Source organism: Stenotrophomonas sp. NY11291 (genome assembly GCF_023277365.1).
Taxonomy (GTDB): Bacteria; Pseudomonadota; Gammaproteobacteria; order Xanthomonadales; family Xanthomonadaceae; genus Stenotrophomonas; species Stenotrophomonas geniculata.
The window spans coordinates 1,928,073-1,953,392 of the sequence record NZ_CP096975.1; the positions used below are offsets into that span (position 1 = coordinate 1,928,073).

21 protein-coding genes are annotated in these 25,320 nt (G+C 62.9%); 18 read left to right on the forward strand and 3 right to left on the reverse strand.

From position 1 onward, the window contains the following. Positions 1-239 precede the first annotated feature (239 nt). The 7 genes from ndk to der all read left to right on the forward strand — a co-directional run bounded on the left by ndk (position 240) and on the right by der (position 6,871). On the forward strand, positions 240-665 hold the full coding sequence (ndk, locus tag M1L61_RS09070; protein WP_008265389.1) for a nucleoside-diphosphate kinase: 426 nt from the start codon (positions 240-242) through the stop codon (positions 663-665). A gap of 10 nt (positions 666-675) precedes the next feature. After that, on the forward strand, positions 676-1,881 hold the full coding sequence (gene rlmN, locus M1L61_RS09075) for a 23S rRNA (adenine(2503)-C(2))-methyltransferase RlmN (protein WP_005409296.1): 1,206 nt from the start codon (positions 676-678) through the stop codon (positions 1,879-1,881). Further along, positions 1,868-2,653 carry a type IV pilus biogenesis/stability protein PilW gene (pilW, locus tag M1L61_RS09080; RefSeq protein ID WP_248854595.1) on the forward strand — a complete coding sequence of 262 codons (786 nt, stop codon included), beginning with the start codon at positions 1,868-1,870 and terminating at the stop codon, positions 2,651-2,653. Before rlmN ends, pilW begins: the two co-directional genes overlap by 14 nt. A gap of 18 nt (positions 2,654-2,671) precedes the next feature. Next, the gene (locus tag M1L61_RS09085; protein WP_019338408.1) at positions 2,672-3,544 is read left to right on the forward strand and encodes a RodZ domain-containing protein; all 873 of its coding nucleotides are present in this window, start codon (positions 2,672-2,674) and stop codon (positions 3,542-3,544) included. Positions 3,545-3,609: 65 nt separating this feature from the next. Then, the gene (locus tag M1L61_RS09090) at positions 3,610-4,248 is read left to right on the forward strand and encodes a tetratricopeptide repeat protein (protein WP_010484590.1); all 639 of its coding nucleotides are present in this window, start codon (positions 3,610-3,612) and stop codon (positions 4,246-4,248) included. Beyond that, positions 4,248-5,456 (forward strand): outer membrane protein assembly factor BamB, encoded by a 1,209-nt coding sequence (gene bamB / locus M1L61_RS09095; protein WP_010484593.1) that lies wholly within the window; start codon positions 4,248-4,250, stop codon positions 5,454-5,456. The genes M1L61_RS09090 and bamB overlap by 1 nt, the downstream gene beginning before the upstream one ends. Before the next feature lie 17 nt (positions 5,457-5,473). Next, on the forward strand, positions 5,474-6,871 hold the full coding sequence (gene der / locus M1L61_RS09100; protein ID WP_197602307.1) for a ribosome biogenesis GTPase Der: 1,398 nt from the start codon (positions 5,474-5,476) through the stop codon (positions 6,869-6,871). Between the two features lie 132 nt (positions 6,872-7,003). Here der and M1L61_RS09105 read toward each other — a convergent pair whose 3' ends face one another. The 3 genes from M1L61_RS09105 to M1L61_RS09115 form a co-directional block, all read right to left on the reverse strand. After that, positions 7,004-7,765 (reverse strand): lysine transporter LysE, encoded by a 762-nt coding sequence (locus M1L61_RS09105; RefSeq protein WP_134958375.1) that lies wholly within the window; start codon positions 7,763-7,765, stop codon positions 7,004-7,006. A gap of 94 nt (positions 7,766-7,859) precedes the next feature. After that, complete coding sequence (locus M1L61_RS09110) at positions 7,860-8,495, reverse strand: LysE family transporter (protein ID WP_049483138.1); 636 nt, start codon at positions 8,493-8,495, stop codon at positions 7,860-7,862. A gap of 74 nt (positions 8,496-8,569) precedes the next feature. Continuing rightward, positions 8,570-9,385, reverse strand: a complete 816-nt coding sequence (locus M1L61_RS09115; protein ID WP_100050096.1) for an AraC family transcriptional regulator — start codon at positions 9,383-9,385, stop codon at positions 8,570-8,572. An 89-nt stretch (positions 9,386-9,474) separates the two neighbouring features. On the opposite strand from M1L61_RS09115, the gene moeB reads away from it, so the two are divergent. The 11 genes from moeB to M1L61_RS09170 all read left to right on the forward strand — a co-directional run bounded on the left by moeB (position 9,475) and on the right by M1L61_RS09170 (position 25,182). After that, a complete protein-coding gene (gene moeB / locus M1L61_RS09120; RefSeq protein WP_049410936.1) occupies positions 9,475-10,611 on the forward strand; it encodes a molybdopterin-synthase adenylyltransferase MoeB in 1,137 nt (378 codons plus the stop codon). Between the two features lie 304 nt (positions 10,612-10,915). After that, on the forward strand, positions 10,916-12,748 hold the full coding sequence (locus tag M1L61_RS09125) for a monovalent cation:proton antiporter-2 (CPA2) family protein (protein WP_248854596.1): 1,833 nt from the start codon (positions 10,916-10,918) through the stop codon (positions 12,746-12,748). 168 nt (positions 12,749-12,916) lie between these two features. After that, a complete protein-coding gene (gene folD, locus M1L61_RS09130) occupies positions 12,917-13,792 on the forward strand; it encodes a bifunctional methylenetetrahydrofolate dehydrogenase/methenyltetrahydrofolate cyclohydrolase FolD (RefSeq protein WP_010484605.1) in 876 nt (291 codons plus the stop codon). Positions 13,793-14,119: 327 nt separating this feature from the next. After that, complete coding sequence (guaB, locus tag M1L61_RS09135; RefSeq protein WP_005416248.1) at positions 14,120-15,577, forward strand: IMP dehydrogenase; 1,458 nt, start codon at positions 14,120-14,122, stop codon at positions 15,575-15,577. Between the two features lie 107 nt (positions 15,578-15,684). Continuing rightward, a complete protein-coding gene (locus M1L61_RS09140; RefSeq protein WP_308822328.1) occupies positions 15,685-16,164 on the forward strand; it encodes a hypothetical protein in 480 nt (159 codons plus the stop codon). Further along, positions 16,161-17,726, forward strand: a complete 1,566-nt coding sequence (guaA, locus tag M1L61_RS09145) for a glutamine-hydrolyzing GMP synthase (protein WP_014646866.1) — start codon at positions 16,161-16,163, stop codon at positions 17,724-17,726. Before M1L61_RS09140 ends, guaA begins: the two co-directional genes overlap by 4 nt. A 194-nt stretch (positions 17,727-17,920) precedes the next feature. Then, a complete protein-coding gene (locus M1L61_RS09150; RefSeq protein ID WP_248854598.1) occupies positions 17,921-18,133 on the forward strand; it encodes a helix-turn-helix domain-containing protein in 213 nt (70 codons plus the stop codon). Next, positions 18,130-19,689: a type I restriction-modification system subunit M gene (locus M1L61_RS09155; protein ID WP_248854599.1), complete on the forward strand. Its 1,560-nt coding sequence runs from the start codon at positions 18,130-18,132 to the stop codon at positions 19,687-19,689. Before M1L61_RS09150 ends, M1L61_RS09155 begins: the two co-directional genes overlap by 4 nt. After that, positions 19,686-20,960, forward strand: a complete 1,275-nt coding sequence (locus M1L61_RS09160; protein ID WP_248854600.1) for a restriction endonuclease subunit S — start codon at positions 19,686-19,688, stop codon at positions 20,958-20,960. Before M1L61_RS09155 ends, M1L61_RS09160 begins: the two co-directional genes overlap by 4 nt. Before the next feature lies 1 nt (position 20,961). Next, entirely contained in the window at positions 20,962-22,080 is a 1,119-nt protein-coding gene (locus tag M1L61_RS09165) for an anticodon nuclease (RefSeq protein WP_248854601.1), read from the forward strand. Between the two features lie 3 nt (positions 22,081-22,083). Next, positions 22,084-25,182 (forward strand): type I restriction endonuclease subunit R, encoded by a 3,099-nt coding sequence (locus tag M1L61_RS09170; RefSeq protein ID WP_248854602.1) that lies wholly within the window; start codon positions 22,084-22,086, stop codon positions 25,180-25,182. Positions 25,183-25,320 lie beyond the last annotated feature (138 nt).

Consider the following 25,320-nt stretch of genomic DNA (forward strand, 5'->3'; position numbering starts at 1 on the left):
GTGGGTGAATGGGTGGACCTGAACCTGTAGAGCCGAGCCCGCGCTCGGCTGCTGTTCGGCCCAAAGGCCAGCCGAGAATGGGCTTGGCTCTACTACAGGGCCACATGGCCCTCTACCACCCGGCCACGTTATCTTTTACAATTCGCCTACGTTTATCAGGCTAAGCCCGCGTCCCGACGCGGGTTTTTTTCATGTTACCCTTCGGGCCATCAGCGGCCCGATTCCATTGGAGACATCCCATGGCGCTGGAGCGCACCCTTTCGATCATCAAGCCGGACGCCGTTGCCAAGAACGTCATCGGCGAAATCTACGCCCGCTTCGAGAAGGCCGGCCTGAAGGTCGTGGCCGCCAAGTACAAGCAGCTGTCGCGCCGTGAAGCCGAAGGCTTCTACGCCGTGCACCGCGAGCGTCCGTTCTTCAACGCGCTGGTCGAGTTCATGATCTCCGGCCCGGTGATGATCCAGGCCCTGGAAGGCGAGAACGCCGTCCTGGCCCACCGCGACCTGCTGGGCGCCACCAACCCGAAGGAAGCCGCTGCGGGCACCATCCGCGCCGACTTCGCCGAATCCATCGATGCCAACGCCGCCCACGGCTCGGACTCGGTCGAGAATGCCGCGATTGAAATCGCCTACTTCTTCGCCGCCACCGAAGTCGTCTCGCGCTGAGAGTAATGCCGTGAACGAGGTCGTACAGTCCCCCGCCATCCAGCCGCTGCCGAAGTCGGCACCCACGGCTGGCAAGCAGAACCTGCTCGACCTCGATCGCGCGGGCCTGGAGAAGTTTTTCGTCGAGGTGCTTGGCGAAAAGAAGTTCCGTGCCCATCAGGTGATGAAGTGGATCCACCATCGCTACGTCACCGACTTCGATGAAATGACCGACCTCGGCAAGGTCCTGCGTGCCAAGCTGCAGGCCCATGCCGAGGTGCTGGTTCCCAACATCGTGTTCGACAAGCCCTCCGCCGACGGCACCCACAAGTGGCTGCTGGCGATGGGCGTGGATGGCAAGAACGCCATCGAGACCGTGTACATCCCGGACAAGACCCGCGGCACGCTGTGCGTGTCCTCGCAGGTCGGTTGCGGCCTGAACTGCACGTTCTGCTCCACCGCCACCCAGGGCTTCAACCGCAACCTGACCACCGCCGAGATCATCGGCCAGGTGTGGGTTGCCGCGCGCCACCTGGGCAACGTGCCGCACCAGATGCGCCGCCTCACCAACGTGGTGATGATGGGCATGGGCGAGCCACTGATGAATTTCGACAACGTCGTGCGCGCCATGAGCGTGATGCGCGACGACCTGGGCTACGGCCTGGCCAACAAGCGCGTGACCCTGTCGACCTCCGGCCTGGTCCCGCAGATCGACCGCCTGTCTGCCGAAAGCGACGTGTCGCTGGCGGTGTCGCTGCATGCGCCGAACGATGCGCTGCGCGAGACCCTGGTGCCGCTCAACAAGAAGTACCCGATCGCCGAGCTGATGGCCTCGTGCGCACGCTACCTGCGCGCCAACAAGCGCCGCGAATCGGTCACCTTCGAATACACCCTGATGAAGGGCATCAACGACAAGCCCGAGCATGCCCGCGAGCTGGCCCGCCTGATGCGCCAGTTCGACAACGCGGTGCAGGCCAAGGATTCGGGCAAGGTCAACCTGATTCCGTTCAACCCGTTCCCGGGTACCCGCTACGAGCGCTCGGAAGAGGCGCATATCCGCGCCTTCCAGAAGATCCTGCTCGACAGCAACGTGCTGACCATGGTCCGCCGCACCCGTGGCGACGACATCGACGCTGCCTGTGGCCAGCTCAAGGGCCAGGTGATGGACCGTACCCGCCGCCAGGCCGAATTCAACAAGACGCTGCAGGCGGGGAAGGGGAGCGATGCCGCGGCCTGACCGCCTCGGGCTGGTTCTGCTCGCAGGCGTGCTGGCCGTTGCGGTCGGCGGCTGCAAATCCCAACCCAAGGCCAGGCTGGGCCCCAGCGAAGCGCCGGTCTACTCGGTCCGCGATCCGGACAACGTGCGGCGTCAGGTGCGCCTGCAGGACCTGCTGGCACTGGCCGCGCGCGACATGCAGGTCGGCAACCTCGATGCGGCCGAACGCAAGGCGCGCGAGGCGCTGAAGCTGGCACCCGAATCGCCTGATGCGCTGGTGCTGATGGCCGGCATCGACGAGCGCCGTGGCCGTACCCAGCAGGCCGGCGAAAGCTTCCGCAGGGCTGCCGAACGGGCGCCGCAGCGCGGGGACGTCCTCAACAATTACGGCGCGTGGCTGTGCCAGCAGGGCCGGCCGGCCGAGTCGCTGGCCTGGTTCGATCGTGCGCTGCAGGCGCCGGGCTACGCCACACCGGCCGAGGCCCAGGCCAATGCCGGGGGCTGTGCCCTGGACGCTGGCCAGCTTGAACGTGCCGAGCGCGACCTGCGCGCGGCGCTGTCGACGCTGCCGGGAAACCCGGTCGCGCTGGAGGCGATGGCCCAGCTCAGCTTCCGCCAGGGCCGCTACATGGAGGCCCGGGCCTTCGCCGAACGTAGGATTGCGGCTGCACCCGCAACGCGTTCCGTGTTACAACTTGCGTCTCAAATCGAAGCGCGGCTGGGTGATCGGGCGGCATCTGATCGCTATATTCAGCGGATTCGACAGGAATTTCCGCAGGAAGCGGGCTCCTAACTCCAGGGTTGATGCATTGTGATTGATGACCAGACTGTGAGCGCTCTCGAGACTGCGGCCGGCTGCGGCAGCCGCCTGCGCCAGGCCCGCGAGGCGGCCGGACTGACCCTCGAAGATGTCGGCTCGCGCCTGCGCATGCCGGTCCAGGTGGTCAGGTCGCTGGAAGAAGAACAATGGCAGAAGCTTGGCGCGCCGGTGTTCGTGCGCGGCCAGCTGCGCAGCTACGCGCGGCTTCTGGATGTGGACGTGGGAGAGCTGCTGGAGCAGGCCCAGGTCGGCCCGGTGGTTCCGCCCACCCTGGTCAGCCATACCCATACCCCGCGTGCGCGCCGCATTGCCGAGAATCTCGGCCGTCGCGTGCTGTATGTCGGCATCACCGCGGTGCTGGCGGTGCCGGTGTGGTTCGCCACCCGTGGCCATTTCGATGGCAGTGCCACCCCGTCGCCGAATACCGCCTCGCTGGACGCCATCCCGGCCGCCGTGCCGGTAACCCCGTCCGCTGCGGGTGTCGAGCCCTCGGCGCCGGCTGAAGTGGCGAGCGCCCCGGCCAGCAAGCCGGCCGCCACCCCGTACGTGGCCTCGCTGGCCCCGGTGCCGCGTTCAGCCCCGGCGCCAGCGGCTGCCGCCAACACGCTGGACATGCAGTTCAGCGGCGACAGCTGGGTCGATATCGGTGGCCCGGACGGCGCTACCGTCGAGAAGGCGCTGATCAAGTCCGGCGAAAGCCGCAGCTTCACGCCGGGCCAGGTGACCCGGGTGACCCTGGGCAACGCCTCGGCGGTCCAGGTTCAGCAGAACGGCGCTATCGTCGATCTGACCCCCTACCAGCGAGCCAACGTGGCACGCTTTCAGGTATCCTCTGAAGGCTCCGTAGTCCCGGTTTCGCACTGAGGCGCGGTTTCACCACCTTCGATTAATCCCAATGGTCCCTCCCGATGGGCGGGGCGAGAGTACGCATGGCGATCGACGATCTGCTCGACGAGCACGAACAAAGTGAACGCGTCCGCAGCTGGCTGCGGAAGAATGGCGCCAGCATCCTCGGTGGCGTAGTCATCGCCATCGGTGCCATTGCCGGCTGGCAGTGGTACCAGAAGGATCAGGGCGGCAAGCTGGCCTCGGCCAATGTCGAGTACCAGAAGGCGCTCGTTGGCCTGCAGCAGAACAAGCTCGACGACGCCTCCAAGGCGGTCAAGGCGCTCGAAGCCGGCCCGTCCAGCATCTACGGCGACCTCGCGGCGCTGCAGCTGGCCAAGGCCCAGGTCGACGCCGGCAAGAACGAAGAAGCCCTGGCCACCCTGCGCGGCGTGAAGGTCGAAGGTGACCTGCAGCGCGTGGTCGACCAGCGTGTGGCCCGCCTGCTGGTGGCCACCGGCAAGAGTGACGAGGCGATCAAGCTGCTGGGCAGCGCCACTGACAGCAGCAGCCTGGAAATCCATGGCGACGCGCTGATGGCGCAGGGCAAGCGCGATGACGCCCGGAGCCAGTACGAGAAAGCGCTGAAGTCGCTGGACGTGGCAGCGCCGCAGCGGCGCCTGCTGGAAACCAAGGTTATGGACGCCGGCGGCACCGTTGCCGCCCCTGCGGAGTCGGTTTGATGAGTCAGAAGGTCATGATCACCCGCGTCGCCACCGTGCTCCTGATGGGCATGGCCCTGAGCGGCTGCAGCACCGTGAAGGGCTGGTTCGCCGGCAAGGACGCGGCCGCGAAGAAGGCACAGGAACCGGCTGAGCTGGTCAAGTTCGAGCCGACCCTGAAGGTCAACAAGGCCTGGTCGGTCAACCTCGGCAAGGGCGAGCGCCGCATCGGCGTGCGCCAGGGCCCGGCGGTGGCCAACGGCCACGTGTTCGCTGCGGCGCTCACCGGTGGCGTGCACGCCATCGACCTGCAGACCGGCAAGAAGGTCTGGACCTGGGAGCCGAAGAAGGAAAAGAAGAAGGCCAAGCTGCGCCTGTCCGGCGGCCCGGGGGTCGGTGAGAACCTGGTCGTGATCGGCACGCTGGATGGCCAGGTCATCGCCCTGGACATCAACGACGGCAGCGAGAAGTGGCGCGCCCGTGTTCCGGGTGAAGTCATCGCCGCGCCGGCCATCGCCCAGGGCGCGGTCTACGTGCGCAGCAATGACGGCCGCATCACCGCGTTCGATGCCGGCAACGGCACCCAGAAGTGGTTCAACCCGAGCGAGCTGCCGGCACTGACCGTGCGTGGCAACGCGCCGGTGGTGACCGGCCCGGGCGTGCTGTTCATCGGCAAGGACGAAGGCGCGGTTGCCGCCCTGGCCCAGCAGGATGGCCGCACCCTGTGGGAACAGAACGTGGGCAACGGTGAAGGCCGGACCGAGCTGGAGCGCATGGCCGATGTCGACGGCGCGCCGGTGCTGGATGGCAACACCCTGTTCGTGAGCAGCTTCAAGAACCAGACGATGGCCATCGAAGGCCCGACCGGTCGCCCGCTGTGGGCGCGCGACCATGGCGGTGCCGGTGGTGTGGCGGTCTCGTCTGGCAATGTGTTCGTCACCGACAACAAGGGCGGCGTGTTCGGCCTGGACAAGGCCAGCGGCGCAGCGATGTGGTCGCAGACCGCACTGGCCCGTCGCTCGCTGACCGGTCCGGCACTGCACGGCGACTACGTCGTGGTCGGCGACTACAAGGGATACGTGCACTGGTTGCAGACCTCCGATGGTGCGATGGCGGCACGGGCGAAAAGTGGCGGCGACGCCCTGCTGGCCCAGCCGGTCGTCGTAGACGGGGTGCTGCTGGTGCAGAACGTTGATGGCAAGCTGACCGCCTTCCGGTTGGCAAATTAAAAATTGGAGTAATCGCGATGCTGCCTTTGGTCGCCCTGGTTGGACGGCCGAATGTCGGCAAGTCGACTATTTTCAATGCGCTTACGCGCACCCGTGACGCGCTGGTCCATGACCAGCCCGGCGTCACCCGCGACCGCAACTACGGCGTCTGCCGCCTCGACGAGGACAACCATTTCCTCGTCGTGGATACCGGCGGTATCGCGGAAGAGGAAGAGGGTCTGGCAGGGGCTACCACCCGCCAGGCCCGCGCCGCTGCGGCGGAAGCCGACCTGATCCTGTTCGTGGTTGACGCCCGTGAGGGTACGTCGGCGATGGACGACGAGATCCTGGCCTGGCTGCGCAAGCTGTCGCGCCCGACGCTGCTTCTGATCAACAAGATCGACGGCACCGACGAGGACACCGTGCGTTCGGAGTTCGCCCGTTACGGTTTCGGCGAGATGCTGACCGTGTCGGCTGCGCACCGCCAGGGCCTGGACGACCTGCTGGACGAAGTGGTCCAGCGCCTGCCGGAAGAAGGCAGCGGCGAAGAGCTGGACAACGATCCGAACCGCATCCGCATCGCCTTCGTCGGCCGCCCGAACGTGGGCAAGTCGACGCTGGTCAACCGCATTCTTGGCGAGGAGCGCATGATCGCCTCCGACGTGCCGGGCACCACCCGTGACTCGATCGCGGTGGACCTGGAGCGTGACGGCCGCGAATACCGCCTGATCGATACCGCCGGCCTGCGCCGTCGTTCGCGCGTGGACGAGGTCGTCGAGAAGTTCTCGGTGGTCAAGACCATGCAGTCGATCGAGCAGTGCCAGGTGGCCGTGCTGATGCTGGACGCCACCGAAGGTGTGACCGACCAGGACGCCACCGTGCTCGGTGCCGTGCTCGACGCCGGCCGCGCGCTGGTGATCGCCATCAACAAGTGGGATGGCCTGACCGAGTATCAGCGCGAGCAGGCCGAAACCATGCTGTCGCTGAAGCTGGGCTTCGTGCCGTGGGCCGAGTCCGTGCGCATCTCGGCCAAGCATGGCTCGGGCCTGCGTGAGCTGTTCCGTGCGGTGCACCGTGCTCACGAATCGGCGAACAAGACCTTCACCACCAGCGAAGTGAACAAGGCGCTGGAAGTGGCTTACGAGACCAACCCGCCGCCGACCATCCGCGGCCACGTCTCCAAGCTGCGCTACGTGCACCCGGCCGGTGCGAATCCGCCGACCTTCATCGTGCACGGCACGCGCCTGAAGGATCTGCAGGAGTCGTACAAGCGCTACCTGGAGAACTTCTTCCGCAAGCGTTTCAAGCTGATCGGTACGCCGGTGAGCTTCATCTTCCGCGAGGGTACCAACCCGTACGAGGGCAAGAAGAACGTCCTCACCGAGCGGCAGGTCAAGGCCAAGCGGCGCTTGATGAAGCACGTCAAGGGCAAGTGATTCACGGGGAGGCGGCCGCAGGGCCGCCTTTTTCGTTGCGGCGAACCGGTCTGTAGAGCCGAGCCCATGCTCGGCTGCTTTTCGCGGATTGACGAGGCGCGCTGCGTGCGTCAGCCGAGCATGGGCTCGGCTCTACAGATCTCGATCTGGGCGACCGCCGCGACGTGCGCGGCAATGTGGCAAGGCGCATGGGATGCTGCGGGGTGCGGCCATCATCGATTCCGGCAGCCGCGCCTGCCCCGTGATACTTGCCCAGACCAGGGTGGTACCCAATGCTCCTGCCAGGTACGCCACCGACACCGCCCCGGTCACCAGGCCTGCGGCATGCTCCAGCCACGGAAGGAGTCGGCAATACCTCCGTGCCCAGCGCAGATGGCTGCCGAGCCATGCCATCAGCAGGCCGAGCGACAGCGCGACGCCGCTCAGGCCGGCCACGTAAGCGGCCTTGGTGCCAGTGTCGGCAACGAGGCCGGTAAGCAGGGCAGCCACCGCGAACTGCAGCATCCAGTTGCTGGTGCTGGCGAGCGCCAACAGGCATCCAGCCTCGGCGTGCGGCCAACGGGAGCGGGCCCTCAGGCCCCAGGGCATCTGCAGGGAAAGCGGAGAGAGGGTGGTCAGCCCGGCATCGCGCAGGCACATGCCCGCCAGGCGCAACAGCAGGAGGCAGCCCGTGCACTGCATCGCCAGCGTCCACAGGCCGCGGTTTCCCAGCATGGCCGCTGCAACGAAAGCCATGGCGCAGATGACGCCCGTACCGATGGCGATACCGAACGACGCGGCCATGGCGGCGTGCCCGCCCGCGCCCATTGCGGTGCGCAGGATCTTCGCGTGATTGGAAGCAGGCAGGAGCATGGCGAAGCCGTACAGCACCGCGACGATGAAGAACTGCTGCACGTAAACCTGCCACCGACCTACAGAAAGTGCCGAGTGTGGGCTGGTGCGGACGCGCCGTATTGAACGCTATTGCGACAGGCGCGAATCGCCGGCATCAGCCCACCCACAGCGACACGACGATCCATAGCGCCAGCGCAATCATCAGGAGCCCTGCGGCGCGCTCCAGCCAGGGCAGGGCGCGTGCGAATCGGCCCAGCACCCACGGGTGGCCGACCAGCGCGGCTACCAGCAGATCCCATAGCAGGACGATGCCGAACATCCATGCGCCATAGAAGAATTTTGTTGCGGCATTGGCCTGCGGACCGTTGAGCATTGCCGCCAACGTTGCGTAGAACAGCGCATTCTTCGGGTTCAGCAGCGCGGACAGGGCGCCCAGCCCTGCCGCCTTCCACCATCCGTGGGCACCACCCGCTGGCGATCCGGGGGCAGCGGCAGATGCCTGCAGCGTCGTCGAACCCGCATGGCGCAGGAACAGCGTGCCGAGGTACAGCAGGAACCCGCAGCCCGCCAACTGCACCGCAATGAACCCTGCGCTACCTGCGCGCAGCATGGCCATTCCGGTGAAGGCGGCCACGATGAAGACGCCATTTCCGAGGGCGATGCCTGCGCAGGCGCCACTGGCGGTGCGCCAGCCAGAGGTGATCGCAGTGCGCGCAACAAGGAAGAAGTCGGGGCCGGGTGAGAGCAGGGCGAGAAAATGTACGGTGGCGATGACCAGGAACTGTTCCATCGGGTCCGGCGGCGGCTGGCGGGGGCGCCAGTGTGGGGATGCGCCGCGCGATGGTATTGAACGTTATTGCAGGCTCAACGCCGGTACTGGCCCGGGGTCGCACCGGCGTGGGCCTTGAAGACCCGCTGGAAATGGCTCTGGTCGGCGAACCCCAATGCATGGGCGACCACGGCCAGTGCCTGCCCTTCGCACAGCCGCCGCCGGGCCTCTTGGATGCGCTGGTCGATCTGCCAGGCGTGCGGGGTCAGGCCCGTGGCACGCCGGAAGGCGCGGATCAGCTGGTAGCGGCTCATGCCTGCCAGCGATGCCAGCTCCTGCAGGGCCGGGGTGTGTTCGAGCCGCTGGCGCAGAACGTCCATCACCGGCTGCAGCCGCTGCTGTAATGCGGCATCTTCAGGCGGGCCAGCCACGGCTACACCATCGTGTTCATCCAGATCGCCGACGAACGCGATCAGGGCAGCTTCCTTGACGCTGACCGGATCGTCGGAGAACAGCGTCTGGTTGAGCTGGCAGTACTGCTGGTAGCGCGCGCGATGGTTGGAAATCCGGATCGGTTCCTGCTGCCAGTCCGGTTCGGGCAGGTCGTCATACTCAGCGCGGACCTCGGCCATCCAGTGCGCGTCCAGATGCAGCATCTGGTAGCTCCAGACCTGGCCGGGCAGGGGGTTGCAGGCATGCACGCGGCCTGCAGGTACGCCGACCAGGCTGCCAGGCTGCAGCAGGCGCGGTCCTTCCACAGCACCGGTGAACAGGCTGCTGCCGGCGTCCACGGCGCCGATCGAGAAGGTGTCATGGCTGTGCGGGCGATGGCAGGCGCGGCTGTCGCACGCCCGTCGGCTTTCGACGAAGGGCATGCGCGGGTCACGCCAGAATTCGGTGGCAGAGCGCATGCAGCGGTTCCGGGATGCAGGGGGCAACGCCCGCATGGTGCCATGTTCGGGGCAAGGCGCGGCGAAGGTGTCTGCGTGATAATGCGGCCATGAGCATCCAAGAGCTTTCCCCCGCGCAGGCACGCGAGCGCCTGGCCCACGGCGCGGTGCTGATCGATGTGCGCGAGGCCCACGAACGGGCTGGAGGCATGGCCGAGGGCGCGCGCGGCGTGGCCAAGGGCGAGCTGCAGGCCGACCCGGCCGCGCACCTGCCGCGGCACGACCAGGAAATCCTGCTGATCTGCCAGAGCGGCAAGCGCTCGGCCGATGCCGCGCAGTTCCTGCTGGAGGCCGGCTACACAAACGTCGCTTCCGTGACGGGCGGCACCGTGGCCTGGCGCGAGCAGTCGCTACCGCTGGTGCAGCCGCTGGCCAGTGCCGCCGACCGCGATTTCTATGATCGCTATTCGCGGCATCTGCTGCTGCCGCAGGTGGGCGAGGCAGGGCAACGGCGGCTGCAGCAGTCGCGCGTGCTGGTGTTGGGCGCGGGCGGTTTGGGGGCGCCGGCCGGCTTTTATCTTGCTGCGGCCGGGGTGGGGCGCCTGCGCTTCGCCGACCATGACCGCGTGGAGCGCAGCAACCTGCATCGGCAGATCGTGCATACCGAAGCCAGCGTCGGCCAGCTCAAGGTCGATTCCGCGCGCGAGCGGCTGCTGGCGCTGAACCCGTCGATCGAGGTCGAGGCCGTGCCCGAGCGGGTCACCTCCGAAAACGTGGATGCGCTGCTGGACGGCGTGGACGTGGTGCTGGACGGCTCGGACAACTTCCCGCTGCGCTACCTGCTCAACGACGCCTGCATCAAGCACGCCAAGCCGCTGGTGTATGCCGCCATCGAGCGCTTTGATGGCCAGGTAAGCGTGTTTGACGCCGGTCGCCAGCGTGGCGTGGCGCCGTGCTATCGCTGCCTGTTCCCGGAACCGCCGCCGCCGGAGTTCGCGCCGAACTGTTCCGAGGCCGGGGTGCTGGGTGTGCTGCCCGGCCTGGCCGGCGTGCTGCAGGCCACCGAGGTGCTGAAGCTGCTGCTGGGCATCGGCGAGCCGCTGGTGGGGCGGCTGCTGCGCTTCGATGCGCTGGGCATGCGCTTCCGCGAGACCGGCATCCGGCCGGACCCGCATTGCCCGGTGTGTGCGCCGGGCGTGCCGTTCCCGGGGTATATCGATTACGCCGCGTTCTGCCGGGGTGGGTGAACCCGGCCGGGGATCCATCCACGCCATGCGTGGATCTACCGGGGCGCGGCGGCTGTGCGTCATCCACGCATGGCGTGGATCTACTGTAGAGCCGAGCCCATGCTCGGCTGCTTTTCGCACACAGCAGAAGCAGCCGAGCGTGGGCTCGGCTCTACAGCGACTTGCAACGATTTCGGGATGATGCCGGGGCGGGCGCCCATCATCGTTCCACTTCCAAGACAATCCGGCGCAACATGCGTGCTATTGCCGTCATCGGCATTGCTCTATTGTTGAACTCGATTCTGGATCTTGGGGAACACACCGCATGGCGGTAGAAGCAGCGACCAGCGAGCTGGTCAAGGTCGTGGCCCTGCTGGGCGCGGCGGTGGTGATGGTGCCTTTGTTCCGCCGGGCCGGTCTGGGCTCGGTGCTGGGCTACTTCGCCGCCGGCCTGGCGATCGGACCGTTCGGACTGGGCTGGTTCTCCGACCCGCAGGCCATCCTGCATACCGCCGAACTCGGCGTGGTGATGTTCCTGTTCGTGATCGGCCTGGAAATGCGGCCCTCGCACCTGTGGAGCCTGCGCAAGGAGATCTTCGGGCTGGGCACGCTGCAGATCGTCACCTGTACGCTGGTGCTGACCAGCATCGCCAAGCTGTTCGGCCTCCCGTGGCAGGTGGCCTTCATTGGCGCCACCGGCTTCGTGCTCACCTCCACCGCAGTGGTGATGCAGCTGCTGGCCGAGCGCGGCGACATCGCGCTGCCGTCGGGGCAGAAGATCGTCTCCATCCTGCTGTTCGAAGACCTGCTGATCGTGCCGTTGCTGGCGCTGGTGGCCTGGATGGGCCCGAGCGCGGGCAGTGCCGATGGCGAGGGTTCGCGCTGGCTCTCGGTGGCAATCGGCGTGGGTGCCATCGTCGGCCTGGTGCTGGTTGGCCGCTTCCTGCTCAATCCGCTGTTCCGCGTGCTGGCCGAATCGAAGGCGCGCGAGGTGATGACTGCCGCCGCGCTGCTGGTGGTGCTGGGTGCGGCGCTGCTGATGCAGCTGTCCGGCCTGTCGATGGCGATGGGCGCGTTCCTGGCCGGTGTGCTGCTGAGTGAGTCGACCTTCCGCCACCAGATCGAAGCGGACATCGAACCGTTCCGCGGCATCCTGCTCGGCCTGTTCTTCCTTAGCGTGGGCATGGCGCTGGACCTGGGCGTGGTGGCCGGCAACTGGCAGCTGATCCTCGGCCTGGTGCTGGCGTTGATGGCGGCCAAGGCGCTGTGCATCTACGTGGTCGCGCGCATCATGGGCAGCGACCACGCGCAGGCGCTGGACCGTGGCGTGCTGATGGCGCAGGGCGGCGAGTTCGCCTTCGTGTTGTTCTCCGCCGCGGCATCGGCCGGCGTGATCAACCTGGAGATCAATGCCAACTTCACTGCGGTGGTGGTGCTGTCGATGGCGCTGACCCCGCTGGTGGTGCTGCTCTACAAGCGCATCGCGCCGAAGCCGACGGTGAACATGGATGGCGTGGACGAGGCCGAGGGCCTGTCCGGCAGCGTGCTGCTGATCGGCTTCGGCCGCTTCGGCCAGGTTGCCAGCCAGTCGCTGCTGGCGCGCGACGTGGACGTGACCATCATCGACAACGATGTGGAAATGATCCAGAGCGCCGCGCGCTTCGGTTTCAAGATCTACTACGGCGACGGCACGCGGCTGGATGTGCTGCATGCGTCCGGCGCCGCCACTGCACGCGCGATCGCGGTGTGCGTGGACAAGGCCGAAGCCGCCGACCGCATCGTCGAACTGGTGTCGCACGAGTTCCCGCAGGCCAAGCTGATGGTGCGCTCGTTCGACCGCGAGCATTCGCTGCGGCTGATCCATGCCGGTGTCGATTTCCAGATCCGCGAGACGTTCGAGTCGGCGGTGCTGTTCGGCCAGGCCGCGCTGGTGGAGCTGGGTGCGGACGAAGACGATGCAGTGGAGATTGCCGAGCAGATCCGTCGCCGCGATGCCGAGCGCTTTGAGCTGGAAATTGCCGGTGGTGGTCTGAATGCCGGCGCGCGGATGATCTACGGCAACAGCCCGCAGGGCGTACCGACGCCGACGCCGTTCACCGCGCCGAAGCGGGAGAGCAAGACACTGAACCCGCAGGATGTGCCGGAAGAGGAAGAATGAGGTGCCGCGCACCGCGCTCGCCGGGCGTGGCCCGGCGCTACCGTGGTGCGCACGGGTGGGGTAGCGCCGGGCCATGCCCGGCGAGCGCAGCGGCCGCCCGGATTGGCGGTGGGCGAGGGGGCCTGAATCGGGGACAATAGCGTCCCCGCCGCCCCACGCCTGCCTCCGATGACCGATTCCGCCCCCCAGCATCCTGCCCGCATCCTTGATGGCCGCCGTATCGCCGAGGACCTGCTCGACAGCCTGAAGGTGCGCGTCGACGCCCGCGTGGCCGCCGGTGGCAGCCGTCCGGGCCTGGCCGTGGTGCTGGTCGGTGGCGACCCGGCCTCGACCGTGTACGTGCGCAACAAGCGCCGTGCCGCCGAGAAGGTCGGCATCGAGGCGCATGACTACGATCTGCCGGCCGGTACCACCGAGGCCGAGCTGCTCGACCTGATCGACCAGCTCAACGCCGATCCGAAGATCAACGGCATCCTGATCCAGCTGCCGTTGCCGGGCATCCCCGACGCGCGCCGGCTGATCCAGCGCATCGACCCGCGCAAGGACGTGGACGGTTTCCACCCGGAAAACGTCGGCCACCTGGCCCTGCGCGAGTTCGGTCTGCGCCCGTGCACCCCGCGCGGCATCACCACGCTGCTGGGCCACACCGACCAGCCGGTACGTGGCCGCAACGCCACCATCGTCGGCGTGAGCAACCACGTCGGCCGCCCGATGGGCCTGGAGCTGCTGATTGCCGGCTGCACCGTGACCAGCTGCCACAAGTTCACCCCCAAGGACGTGCTGGAACAGGCCGTGCGCAACGCCGACATCCTGGTGGTGGCGGTGGGCCGCCCGGGCATCGTGCCGGGCGAGTGGGTGAAGCCGGGCGCGGTGGTGATCGACGTGGGCATCAACCGCTTGGATGACGGCCGGTTGGTGGGCGACGTCGGGTTTGAGGCGGCGGCCCAGCGGGCGAGCTGGATCACCCCGGTGCCGGGTGGTGTGGGCCCGATGACCGTGGCTACGTTGATGCAGAACACCCTGGAAGCGGCGGAAGCCTCCTGAGGGTAGCGCCGGGCCATGCCCGGCGGATGTTTGCGGCGCCGCTGCGCTCGCCGGGCATGGCCCGGCGCTACCGGGGTTGCATTGATGCCCCGCGATTCCCGGCGACCCGCTCCTGGTAGGTGCCAACCTTGGTTGGCACACATCCATCGGGGCCATCGGCCCATCTGGGGTACCGGTGCCGGACGGGTTGTGCCAACCAAGGTTGGCACCCACCCAAACCCCCCTGAACCAATCACCGCCCGCGCGACACTGCGTCGCATCTACCCCCTGCCACGCGGCGCGAAAACAGGGTAAAATGTCGCGCTTCCCCACATCTCGGGTATGCCGATGCTGCGCATCCAGGCTGAAGCACTCACTTACGACGACGTCTCGCTCGTCCCCGCCCACTCGACCATCCTGCCCAAGGACGTCAACCTCGAAACGCGGTTGACCCGAGACCTGAAGCTGAAGCTTCCGATCCTGTCCGCTGCCATGGATACCGTCACCGAAGCCCGCCTGGCCATCGCCATGGCCCAGCTCGGCGGCATGGGCATCATCCACAAGAATCTCAGCCTGGAACAGCAGGCCGCGGAAGTGGCCAAGGTCAAGAAGTTCGAGGCCGGTGTCATCCGCGACCCGATCACCGTCGGCCCGGAAACCACCATCCGCGACGTGCTGGCCCTGACTCAGGCGCACAACATCTCCGGCGTGCCGGTGGTGGGCAGCGACGGCCAGCTGGCCGGCATCGTGACCCACCGCGACATGCGCTTCGAGACCGAGCTGGACGATCCGGTCCGCCACATCATGACCAAGAAGGATCGCCTGATCACGGTCAAGGAAGGCGCCGCGTCTGATGAAGTGCTGCAGCTGCTGCACCGCAACCGCATCGAAAAGGTGCTGGTGGTCAACGATTCGTTCGAACTGCGTGGCCTGATCACCGTCAAGGACATCCAGAAGAACACCGACTTCCCGAACGCTGCCAAGGATCTGTCGACCCGCCTGCTGGTCGGCGCTGCCGTCGGCGTGGGTGGCGATACCGATCGCCGCGTGGAAGCGCTGGTCGCCGCCGGCGTGGACGTGATCGTGGTCGATACCGCGCACGGCCACTCGCAGGGCGTGCTGGACCGCGTCAGCTGGGTCAAGAAGAACTTCCCGAACGTGCAGGTCATCGGTGGCAACATCTGCACCGGCGAAGCCGCACTGGCGCTGCTGGACAGCGGCGCGGACGCAGTCAAGGTCGGCATCGGCCCGGGCTCGATCTGCACCACCCGCGTCGTCGCCGGTGTCGGCGTGCCGCAGGTCACTGCCATCGACCTGGTGGCCGAAGCGCTGCAGGACCGCATCCCGCTGATCGCCGACGGTGGCATCCGCTACTCGGGCGACATCGGCAAGGCGCTGGCCGCCGGTGCCTCGACCATCATGGTCGGTGGCCTGCTGGCCGGTACCGAGGAATCGCCGGGCGAGACCGAGCTGTACCAGGGCCGTTCGTACAAGAGCTACCGCGGCATGGGTTCGCTGGCTGCGATGGAGAAGGGGTCGAAGGACCGCTACTTCCAGGACGCCGCCACCGCCGACAAGCTGGTGCCGGAAGGCATCGAAGGCCGCGTGCCGTACCGCGGCCCGGTGGGCGGCATCATCCACCAGCTGATGGGCGGCCTGCGCGCCACCATGGGCTACGTGGGCTGCGCCACCATCGAAGACATGCGCAGCAAGCCCAAGTTCGTGAAGATCAGCGGCGCCGGCCAGCGTGAGAGCCACGTCCACGACGTGACCATCACCAAAGAGCCGCCGAACTACCGCGCCTGATGCGCTTGCGAACTGCTCTTGCGATTACGGGCAGCCTGCTGATGGCAGGCTGTTCGTTGTCCGAACCGCCGCCGCGCTCCGGGTTTCCGGGCGCGGCGGTTTCGCAAGTGAAGGACGTGCAGGCGTGCCAGAACGCGTTCTCGCTGCCGAAGGGCTGGCAGGTGCAGGCCGCTGGCGAACAGCGCTGGCTGCTGAAAGGCACCGGCGAGCGCCCGCTGCAGGTGATCCTGCGGTGCGTTACCGATCTGAGTGAGAGGCTTGAAGATCCTGTGGTCACCGCCGAGCTAGGGCCCCTGGAGCCGAAACGGATGAGCGTGCAGTCCGCGTTCTGGGGCAACGCCGTGGATTCCGGTTACCCGATGCACACGCTGCAACGGCGCATCGTGCCTGGCACCGAAGTGCAGGAAATCGCCGAGCTGCCGCGCGCCGACCGCGCCAACCCCAACGCACCGCACGGCCTGCTGATGCTGCGCTGGGACGAGGAAGACCCCTCACATATTCAACAACGCGAGGCGTTCATCGCCACGCTGACGCAGAGCCTTGAAGCGCCGGGCGCTGCGAAAAACACCACTGGAACGGCACCATGACCAACATCCATAACGACAAGATCCTCATCCTCGATTTCGGCGCGCAGTACACGCAGCTGATCGCCCGCCGCATCCGCGAGCTGGGCGTCTACTGCGAAATCTGGGCGTGGGACCACAACCCGGCCGAGATCGCCGCGTTTGGCGCCAAGGGCATCATCCTGTCCGGTGGCCCGGAATCGACCACGCTGCCGGGTGCCCCCGCCGCGCCGCAGGAAGTGTTCGACAGCGGCCTGCCGATCTTCGGCATCTGCTACGGCATGCAGACCCTGGCCGCGCAGCTGGGCGGTGCCACCGAAGCAGCGGATCAGCGCGAGTTCGGCCACGCCGAAGTAAACGTGATCAATCCGGATGCACTGTTCAAGGGCCTGAGCGACCATGGCGGCGAGCCGAAGCTGAATGTCTGGATGAGCCACGGCGACCACGTCTCCGTTGCACCGCCGGGCTTCACCATCACCGCCACCACCGACCGCATTCCGGTGGCCGCCATGGCCAACGAAGAAAAGCGCTGGTACGGCGTGCAGTTCCACCCGGAAGTGACCCACACCCTGCAGGGCCAGGCACTGCTGCGCCGCTTCGTGGTGGACGTGTGCGGCTGCCAGACCCTGTGGACCGCCGCCAACATCATCGACGACCAGATCGCCCGCGTGCGCGAACAGGTGGGCGATGACGAAGTGATCCTGGGCCTGTCCGGCGGCGTCGATTCGTCCGTGGTGGCTGCGCTGCTGCACAAGGCCATCGGCGAGAAGCTGACCTGCGTGTTCGTGGATACCGGCCTGCTGCGCTGGCAGGAAGGCGACCAGGTGATGGCGATGTTCGCCGAGCACATGGGCGTGAAGGTGGTGCGCGTGAATGCCGCCGACCGTTACTTCGCCGCGCTGGAAGGCGTGAGCGACCCGGAAGCCAAGCGCAAGATCATCGGCAACCTGTTCGTTGAGATCTTCGACGAAGAGTCGAACAAGCTGAGCAACGCCAAGTGGCTGGCGCAGGGCACCATCTACCCGGACGTGATCGAGTCGGCCGGCAGCAAGACCGGCAAGGCCCATGTGATCAAGAGCCACCACAACGTGGGCGGCCTGCCGGAGCACATGAAGCTGGGCCTGGTGGAGCCGCTGCGCGAGCTGTTCAAGGACGAAGTGCGCCGCCTGGGCGTTGAGCTGGGCCTGCCGCGCACCATGGTCTACCGCCATCCGTTCCCGGGCCCGGGTCTGGGCGTGCGTATCCTGGGCGAGGTGAAGCGCGAATACGCCGAGCTGCTGGCCAAGGCCGATGCCATCTTCATCGATGAGCTGCGCAAGGCGGACCTGTACGACAAGACCAGCCAGGCGTTTGCCGTTTTCCTGCCGGTGAAGTCGGTGGGCGTGGTGGGCGATGCGCGCGCTTATGAGTGGGTGATTGCGCTGCGTGCCGTGGAGACGATTGATTTCATGACGGCGCATTGGGCGCATCTGCCGTATGAGTTCCTGGGTACGGTGAGCAACCGGATCATCAATGAGTTGCGGGGGGTGTCGAGGGTTGTTTATGACATCTCGGGGAAGCCGCCGGCGACCATTGAGTGGGAATGAGTTGAGAGAACGAGGGCGCCGAGAGGCGCCCTTGTTGCATATGGAGCCTTCCCTCGTCTTTCAGTTCGGTCAGAAACTGCTGGATCCCCTTGGGCAAGGTATAAGGCTCCACTCCTGATTCAGCCCCGCCCGGCTCTGATAGACTTTCAACGACTCTCATCGACTTTGATGCATGCCAATGGTGCGTAATTGCCATGACCACTGAGCCGTGGGTAACCGCTGGTCAGGTCGCCCAGCATCTGGGCGTGGCCAAGGACACCGTTTATCGTTGGCGGGAGCGTAAAGGCCTGCCAGCGCACCGTGTGGGACGACTTTGGAAATTCCAGTTGTCCGAGGTGGATGAATGGGTGCGTGAGGGCGGAGCAGATGAGGAACAATTGAACGATTCGACAGGAAATAAGTCATGACCGGTGCTCAGCAGCGCGCTGCGCTGCAAAACCAGATCTGGAAGATTGCCAACGAAGTTCGCGGTGCGGTCGATGGTTGGGACTTCAAGCAATACGTGCTCGGCGCCCTGTTCTATCGGTTCATCAGCGAGAACTTTGTCGACTACATCACCGGGGGCGATTCCAGCGTTGATTACGCCGGCATGGCTGATGATGACAAGAACATCGCCGCAGCCAAAGACGATGCCATCAAGACCAAGGGCTACTTCATCTACCCCAGCCAGCTGTTCGTCAACGTAGCGGCCAGCGCCGGCGCCAACGGAAGTCTGAACACTGATCTGGCCAGGATTTTCTCGTCCATCGAAGCGTCTGCGAGTGGCTACCCGTCAGAGCAAGATATCAGCGGTCTGTTTGCCGACTTTGATACCACCAGCAACCGGCTTGGTAACACTGTAAAGGAAAAGAATGCTCGCCTGGCTGCTGTCCTCAAGGGCGTTGCTGGTCTGGATTTGGGTAGCTTTGACGACAGCCATATTGATCTCTTTGGCGATGCTTACGAGTTCCTGATTTCAAACTACGCCGCCAATGCCGGAAAATCAGGCGGCGAGTTCTTTACGCCACAGCAGGTCTCCAAACTCATCGCGCAGTTGGCAATGCACGGCCAGGCCAGCATCAACAAGATCTATGACCCCGCGTGCGGCTCGGGCTCGCTGCTGTTGCAGGCAAAAAAACAATTCGACGACCACCTCATCGAAGATGGCTTCTTTGGGCAAGAAATCAACCACACCACGTACAACCTGGCGCGGATGAACATGTTCTTGCACAACATCAACTATGACAAGTTCCATATCCAGCTGGGCAACACTCTGATTGCCCCGCACTTCGGTGACGACAAGCCTTTCGACGCTATCGTTTCCAATCCGCCCTACTCGGTGAAGTGGATCGGAAGCGATGACCCCACGCTGATCAACGATGACCGCTTCGCACCAGCTGGCGTACTCGCGCCCAAGTCCAAAGCCGACTTTGCTTTTGTGCTGCATGCGCTGAGCTACCTCTCGGCGAAGGGTCGCGCGGCCATCGTGTGCTTCCCCGGCATCTTCTACCGGGGGGGCGCCGAGCAGAAGATTCGCCAGTACTTGGTGGAAAACAACTATGTGGAGAGCGTGATCTCGCTCGCGCCCAATCTGTTCTACGGCACTGCCATCGCAGTCAACATTCTGGTGCTGAGCAAGAACAAGCAAGACACCGCTATCCAGTTCATCGATGCCAGTGGTTTGTTTAAGAAGGGCGTCAACAACAACATACTGCTGGATGATCACATTAAGGAGATCATGGCGGTATTCGGCAATAAGACGAACGTCGAGCACTTTGCGTTGTCGGTACCGTTTGAGAAGGTAGTGGTCAATGACTTCAACCTGTCGGTCAGTAGCTATGTGGACCTCAAAGATACTCGCGATGCGGTGGATATTGCCCAACTCAATGTTGAATTGAAAGCTACAGTGGCCAAAATCGACCAACTGCGCAAGGATATTGATGCCATCGTTGCGGAGATTGAGGGTGGGGAGCTGGAGGCATGAACTACCCACGCTTCCTGGAGGCGCTGCTAGGTGGAGAGGGAGTGGAGTGGAAGGCTCTGGGCAGCCTTGGCGAGTTGATTCGTGGGAATGGATTGCAGAAGAAGGACTTCACCGAAAAGGGAGTTCCAGCCATTCACTACGGCCAGATTTATACCCGCTACGGGCTTTCAACCACAAAGACAATATCCTTCGTTTCCCCCGAATTGGCAAAGCAGCTCCGAAAAGTTGACAAGGGTGATGTTGTCATCACGAATACAAGCGAAAACCTTGAGGACGTTGGGAAGGCTCTGGTCTATCTCGGTGAGGCCCAGGCAGTCACAGGTGGGCACGCGACCATCTTAAAGCCTGGGAAGTGCTTGCTAGGCAAGTACTTTGCATACTTTTCGCAAACGGATGAATTTTCTGTCGAAAAGAGAAAATATGCCAAAGGCACAAAGGTGATTGATGTTTCTGCTGCGGATATGGCAAAGATTTCTATTCCAATTCCCTGCCCCAATAATCCTGAGAAATCTCTTGAAATCCAAGCCGAAGTCGTTCGTATCCTTGATTCGTTCGCCGAGCTGACCGCCGAGCTGACCGCAGAGCTGACCGCAGAGCTGTCCGCTCGCAAAAAACAGTACAACTACTATCGGGATCGGTTGTTGAGTTTTGATGAGGGAGAGGTGGAGTGGAAGACGTTGGGAGATGTCGCGAAGATCCAGCGTGGCGCCTCGCCTCGTCCAATCGCCAAGTTCATCACCGATGACGAGCTTGGCGTTCCGTGGATCAAGATTGGAGATACATCACCAGGGTCAAAGTACGTTAACGAAACAGCTCAAAGAATCACTCCAGAAGGGGCAAAAAGCTCTCGTATTCTGGATAAGGGTGACTTCATTTTGTCCAATTCGATGAGTTTCGGTAGGCCGTACATTCTTGGTATCAGAGGGGCGATACACGACGGCTGGGCGTCGATTAGCGAATTCTCCGCGGTCTTGAGTGCGGATTTTCTGTATCACTATCTATCGTCAAATGCGGTTAAGAGTTACTGGTCCGGGAAAATAAATAGCGGCTCGGTGAGCAATTTGAATGCGGATATCATCAAGGCCTTGCCGGTGCCGGTTCCAAGTCTTGCTCAACAGAAAGAAATTTCGGTACTTCTGGATAGATTCGATGGGCTGACCAGTTCTATTAATGGCGACTTGCCACGAGAAATCGAAATGCGCCAGAAGCAATATAGGTACTATCTCAATCTGCTGTTGAGCTTCCCAAAGGAAGAAGGGTTAAAGGCATAGTATGAGAAGGACACTCGCGGAGGTCGCGCAGCAGCTGAAGGACACTGGCAAGAAGGTGCAGCTAATCTACGCCTTTAACGGCACAGGCAAGACGCGCCTGTCGCTGGCGTTCAAGCAGCTGATCGCGCCCAATGGCGAGGTCGATGAGGCCGCGCCGTCGGCATTGGCCGATAAGAGGATTCTTTACTACAGCGCCTTCACCGAGGATCTCTTCTATTGGGATAATGACCTGAGGCTGGATGCTGAGCCCAAGCTTATGATCCAGCCCAACGCGTTCACCAAGTGGGTGTTGGAGGAGCAAGGTCAGGACCAAAGCATCATTACCACCTTTCAACGCTACACCAGCGACAAGTTGACGCCGCATTTCGGTACAGATTTTGCCTCTGTTAGCTTTTCGTTCGCACGCGGTAACGAGGCACATGAGCCTCACGTAAAAATCTCCAAAGGTGAAGAAAGTAACTTCATCTGGAGCGTCTTCAATGCCTTGCTAGAACAGGTGATTGCCGAGCTCAACATCCCGGAAGTGGCCTACCGTTCCACCGATGTCTTCAACAAGCTGACCCATGTCTTCGTGGATGACCCAGTGAGCTCACTGGACGAGAACCATTTGATCGAGCTCGCGGTCAACCTGGCTACGCTAATCAAATCCAGTGAATCGCCCGACCTCAAGTTCATCATCACCACGCACAACCCGCTGTTCTATAACGTTCTGTTCAATGAGCTCAATGCAAAGACGTGTTACATGCTTGAGCGTTTCGAGGACGGCAGCTACTCGCTAAGGGAAAAGCACGGCGATTCCAACAAGAGCTTCTCTTACCACCTACACCTCCTGCAGACCATCGAGCAGGCCATAGCGGACGGCAAAATCGAGCGTTATCATTTCACTCTGCTGCGTAACCTCTACGAGAAAACCGCTGGCTTCTTGGGCTACCCGAAGTGGTCTGAGCTTCTGCCAGACGACAAACAGCTGTATTACGGCCGTATCATCAATTTCACAAGCCACAGCACGCTGTCCAACGAGGCCGTTGCACAGCCATCGCCGGCCGAGAGCGCCACAGTCAAGCTGTTGCTGGACCACCTGAAGAACAGTCATGCCTTTTGGCAGCCACAGAGCGCCTGACCAATGAACGACTACAAGGTGATTGCCGAGTCCAAGACCTTCATCGTCCTCGACCAGTACACCCGCGAGTGGAACGTTGCCGAGAACTACCAGAGCGAGGATGATCTGGAGCGGGAGCTGATCCAGGATCTGGTCAATCAGGGCTATGAGTTCTCTTTGTCCATCAAGACCCAAGCTGACCTGCTGGCCAACGTGCGCGTGCAGCTGCAGGAGCTTAACGCGGTTCAGTTCGCCGATGGCGAATGGCTTCGATTCGTTGAGTCCTGGCTGGACAAGCCAAGCGATGGCATCGTCGAGAAGAGCCGCAAGATTCACGACGACTACGTTCATGACTTTGTCTTTGATGACGGGCGCATTCAGAACATCTATCTGCTGGATAAGAAGGCTGTCGCCCGCAATAAGATGCAGGTGATCAAGCAGTTCGAGCAGGCGGGCGCGCACGCCAACCGCTATGACGTAACCATTCTGGTTAATGGCCTGCCTTTGGTGCAGGTGGAACTCAAGAAGCGTGGCGTAGCGATTCGTGAAGCTTTCAACCAAGTGCACCGCTACAGCAAGGAGAGTTTTAACAGCGAGCAGTCCTTGTTCAAGTACCTGCAGCTGTTTGTGATCTCCAACGGCACTGACAGTCGCTACTTCGCCAATACCACGCAGCGCAACAAGAATAGCTTTGACTTCACCATGAACTGGGCGAAGGCGGATAATACTCTTATCAAGGATTTGAAGGACTTCACGGCGACCTTCTTCCAAAAGCACACGCTGCTCAACGTGCTGCTGCGTTATTCGGTGTTCGACGTCAGCAATACTCTACTAGTGATGCGGCCCTATCAGATAGCAGCCACAGAGCGCATCCTATGGAAAATCAACAGCAGTCATAAGGGCAAGAACTGGAGCGGCGAGGAGAGTGGTGGCTTCGTCTGGCATACCACCGGCTCAGGCAAGACGCTGACTAGTTTCAAGGCGGCGCTTCTGGCTACAGAGCTGGACTTCATCGACAAGGTGATCTTCGTAGTTGATCGCAAGGATCTGGATTACCAGACCATGAAGGAATATCAGCGTTTCTCGCCGGACAGCGTGAATGGCTCGGAGAGTACGGCTGGCCTAAAGCGCAACCTGGAGAAGGACGACAACAAGATCGTCGTGACCACCATCCAGAAGCTCAACAACCTGATGAAGAGCGAGGTGGACTTGCCCGTCTACGGCAAGCAAGTAGTGCTCATCTTCGATGAGTGCCACCGCAGTCAGTTTGGTGAAGCCCAAAAGAATCTGAAGAAGAGGTTCAAGAAGTTTACCCAGTTCGGCTTCACCGGCACGCCCATCTTCCCGGAAAACGCTTTAGGAGCCGAGACTACGGCAAGCGTATTCGGCCGAGAGCTGCACTCGTATGTGATCACCGATGCCATTCGCGACGAGAAGGTGTTGAAGTTTAAGGTGGATTACAACGACGTACGCCCGCAGTTCAAAGCCATCGAGACCGAGAAGGACGAGAAGAAGCTGAGTGCGGCCGAGAACAAGCAGGCCCTTCTGCACCCGGACCGCATCCGCGAGATCACACAGTACATTCTCACCCACTTTCGGCAGAAGACCCACCGCCTGCACGCGGGCAGTAAGGGCTTTAACGCCATGTTTGCGGTCAGCAGCGTGGACGCCGCCAAGCTATACTATGAATGCTTCAGGAATTTGCAGAAGGCCAGCGACAAGCCATTGAGGGTGGCCACCATTTTCTCGTTCGCAGTCAACGAGGAGCAGGACGCGATTGGCGAGATCCAGGACGAGAGCTTTGACGTGTCGGCCTTGAATAGCAGTGCCAAGGAGTTCTTGAGCGCAGCTATCGCCGATTACAATGCGTTGTTCAAGACCAACTTTAGCGTAGATAGCAACGGCTTCCAGAATTACTATCGGGACCTGGCCAAACAAGTGAAGGCCAAAGAGATCGACCTGCTCATCGTGGTGGGCATGTTCCTGACGGGCTTTGACGCGCCTGCGCTCAATACGCTGTTCGTCGACAAGAACCTGCGCTTCCACGGGTTGATGCAGGCTTACTCTCGTACCAACCGCATCCTCGACGCTACCAAGACCTTCGGCAACATCGTAACCTTCCGCGACCTTGAACAGGCCACCGTCGATGCCATCACCCTGTTCGGTGACAAGAACACCAAGAACGTGGTGCTGGAGAAGAGCTACTCCGAGTACATGGACGGTTTCACCGACGCGGTCACCGGTGAGGCGCGACGCGGCTTTAAGGACGTGGTGCAGGAGCTTGAGGCACGCTTTCCAGATCCCACAGCGATTGAAAGAGAGGCCGACAAGAAGGCCTTCGTCAAGTTGTTTGGCGAATACCTACGCGTTGAGAACATTCTGCAGAACTACGACGAATTCGCCAGCCTGAAGGAGATTCAGAGCGTCGACCTGACGGATGCCGCTGCGGTGGAGTCCTTTAAGGCCAAGCACTACCTGAGCGACGACGATCTGACTGCTCTGCAAGCCATCACTCTCCCCACGGAGCGGAAGATCCAGGACTACCGCTCAACCTACAACGATGTGCGCGACTGGCTGCGGCGGGAGAGGGCGGGGGCCGAGAAGGAGCAGTCGACTATAGACTGGAATGACGTGGTTTTTGAGGTCGATCTTCTCAGGTCGCAGGAAATCAATCTGGATTACATTCTGGAGCTGATTTTCGAGCACAACAAGAAGATCAAGAGCAAGTCAGAGTTGGTCGAGGAAATGCGGCGCGTGATACGTGCAAGCCTCGGGCAGCGCGCAAAAGAGGGCCTGGTGGTTGATTTCATCAATCAGACCGACTTGGACAAGATTGGCGAAAAGGCGAGCGTGATTGAGGCCTTCTACACTTTTGCCCAGGCGGAACAGCACCGTGAAGCGCGCGAGTTGATCGTTGCCGAGAACCTCAACGCTGATGCTGCCATACGCTACATAACTACCTCACTCAGGCGCGAGTTCGCCAGTGAGAACGGCACGGAACTCAACGCTGTGCTGCCCAAGATGAGCCCTTTGAATCCACAGTACCTAACCAAGAAGCAGAGCGTATTCCAGAAAATCGCCACGTTTGTCGATAAATTTAAGGGAGTAGGTGGGCGCGTCTGACGAGCGGTGAACGTGGCAGGGGCGAAGCCTGTATGGCGTTCCGCTGCTGGACGCCGCTGATCAAAGCCTTACGTCAGTCATTGGCTTTACCCTCAAAACCTACCTGGGTTAGAGGCGAACCCCCGGGCCATTGTCTGG

What these genes read in the sequence shown, in the direction of transcription:
- ndk (WP_008265389.1), top strand. Translation starts at nt 240, where the DNA reads ATGGCGCTGGAGCGCACCCTTTCGATCATCAAGCCGGACGCCGTTGCC.
- pilW (WP_248854595.1), top strand. Translation starts at nt 1,868, where the DNA reads ATGCCGCGGCCTGACCGCCTCGGGCTGGTTCTGCTCGCAGGCGTGCTG.
- M1L61_RS09090 (WP_010484590.1), top strand. Translation starts at nt 3,610, where the DNA reads ATGGCGATCGACGATCTGCTCGACGAGCACGAACAAAGTGAACGCGTC.
- bamB (WP_010484593.1), top strand. Translation starts at nt 4,248, where the DNA reads ATGAGTCAGAAGGTCATGATCACCCGCGTCGCCACCGTGCTCCTGATG.
- der (WP_197602307.1), top strand. Translation starts at nt 5,474, where the DNA reads ATGCTGCCTTTGGTCGCCCTGGTTGGACGGCCGAATGTCGGCAAGTCG.
- M1L61_RS09110 (WP_049483138.1), bottom strand. Translation starts at nt 8,495, where the DNA reads ATGGAACAGTTCCTGGTCATCGCCACCGTACATTTTCTCGCCCTGCTC.
- M1L61_RS09115 (WP_100050096.1), bottom strand. Translation starts at nt 9,385, where the DNA reads ATGCGCTCTGCCACCGAATTCTGGCGTGACCCGCGCATGCCCTTCGTC.
- moeB (WP_049410936.1), top strand. Translation starts at nt 9,475, where the DNA reads ATGAGCATCCAAGAGCTTTCCCCCGCGCAGGCACGCGAGCGCCTGGCC.
- M1L61_RS09125 (WP_248854596.1), top strand. Translation starts at nt 10,916, where the DNA reads ATGGCGGTAGAAGCAGCGACCAGCGAGCTGGTCAAGGTCGTGGCCCTG.
- folD (WP_010484605.1), top strand. Translation starts at nt 12,917, where the DNA reads ATGACCGATTCCGCCCCCCAGCATCCTGCCCGCATCCTTGATGGCCGC.
- guaB (WP_005416248.1), top strand. Translation starts at nt 14,120, where the DNA reads ATGCTGCGCATCCAGGCTGAAGCACTCACTTACGACGACGTCTCGCTC.
- guaA (WP_014646866.1), top strand. Translation starts at nt 16,161, where the DNA reads ATGACCAACATCCATAACGACAAGATCCTCATCCTCGATTTCGGCGCG.
- M1L61_RS09150 (WP_248854598.1), top strand. Translation starts at nt 17,921, where the DNA reads ATGACCACTGAGCCGTGGGTAACCGCTGGTCAGGTCGCCCAGCATCTG.
- M1L61_RS09155 (WP_248854599.1), top strand. Translation starts at nt 18,130, where the DNA reads ATGACCGGTGCTCAGCAGCGCGCTGCGCTGCAAAACCAGATCTGGAAG.
- M1L61_RS09160 (WP_248854600.1), top strand. Translation starts at nt 19,686, where the DNA reads ATGAACTACCCACGCTTCCTGGAGGCGCTGCTAGGTGGAGAGGGAGTG.
- M1L61_RS09165 (WP_248854601.1), top strand. Translation starts at nt 20,962, where the DNA reads ATGAGAAGGACACTCGCGGAGGTCGCGCAGCAGCTGAAGGACACTGGC.
- M1L61_RS09170 (WP_248854602.1), top strand. Translation starts at nt 22,084, where the DNA reads ATGAACGACTACAAGGTGATTGCCGAGTCCAAGACCTTCATCGTCCTC.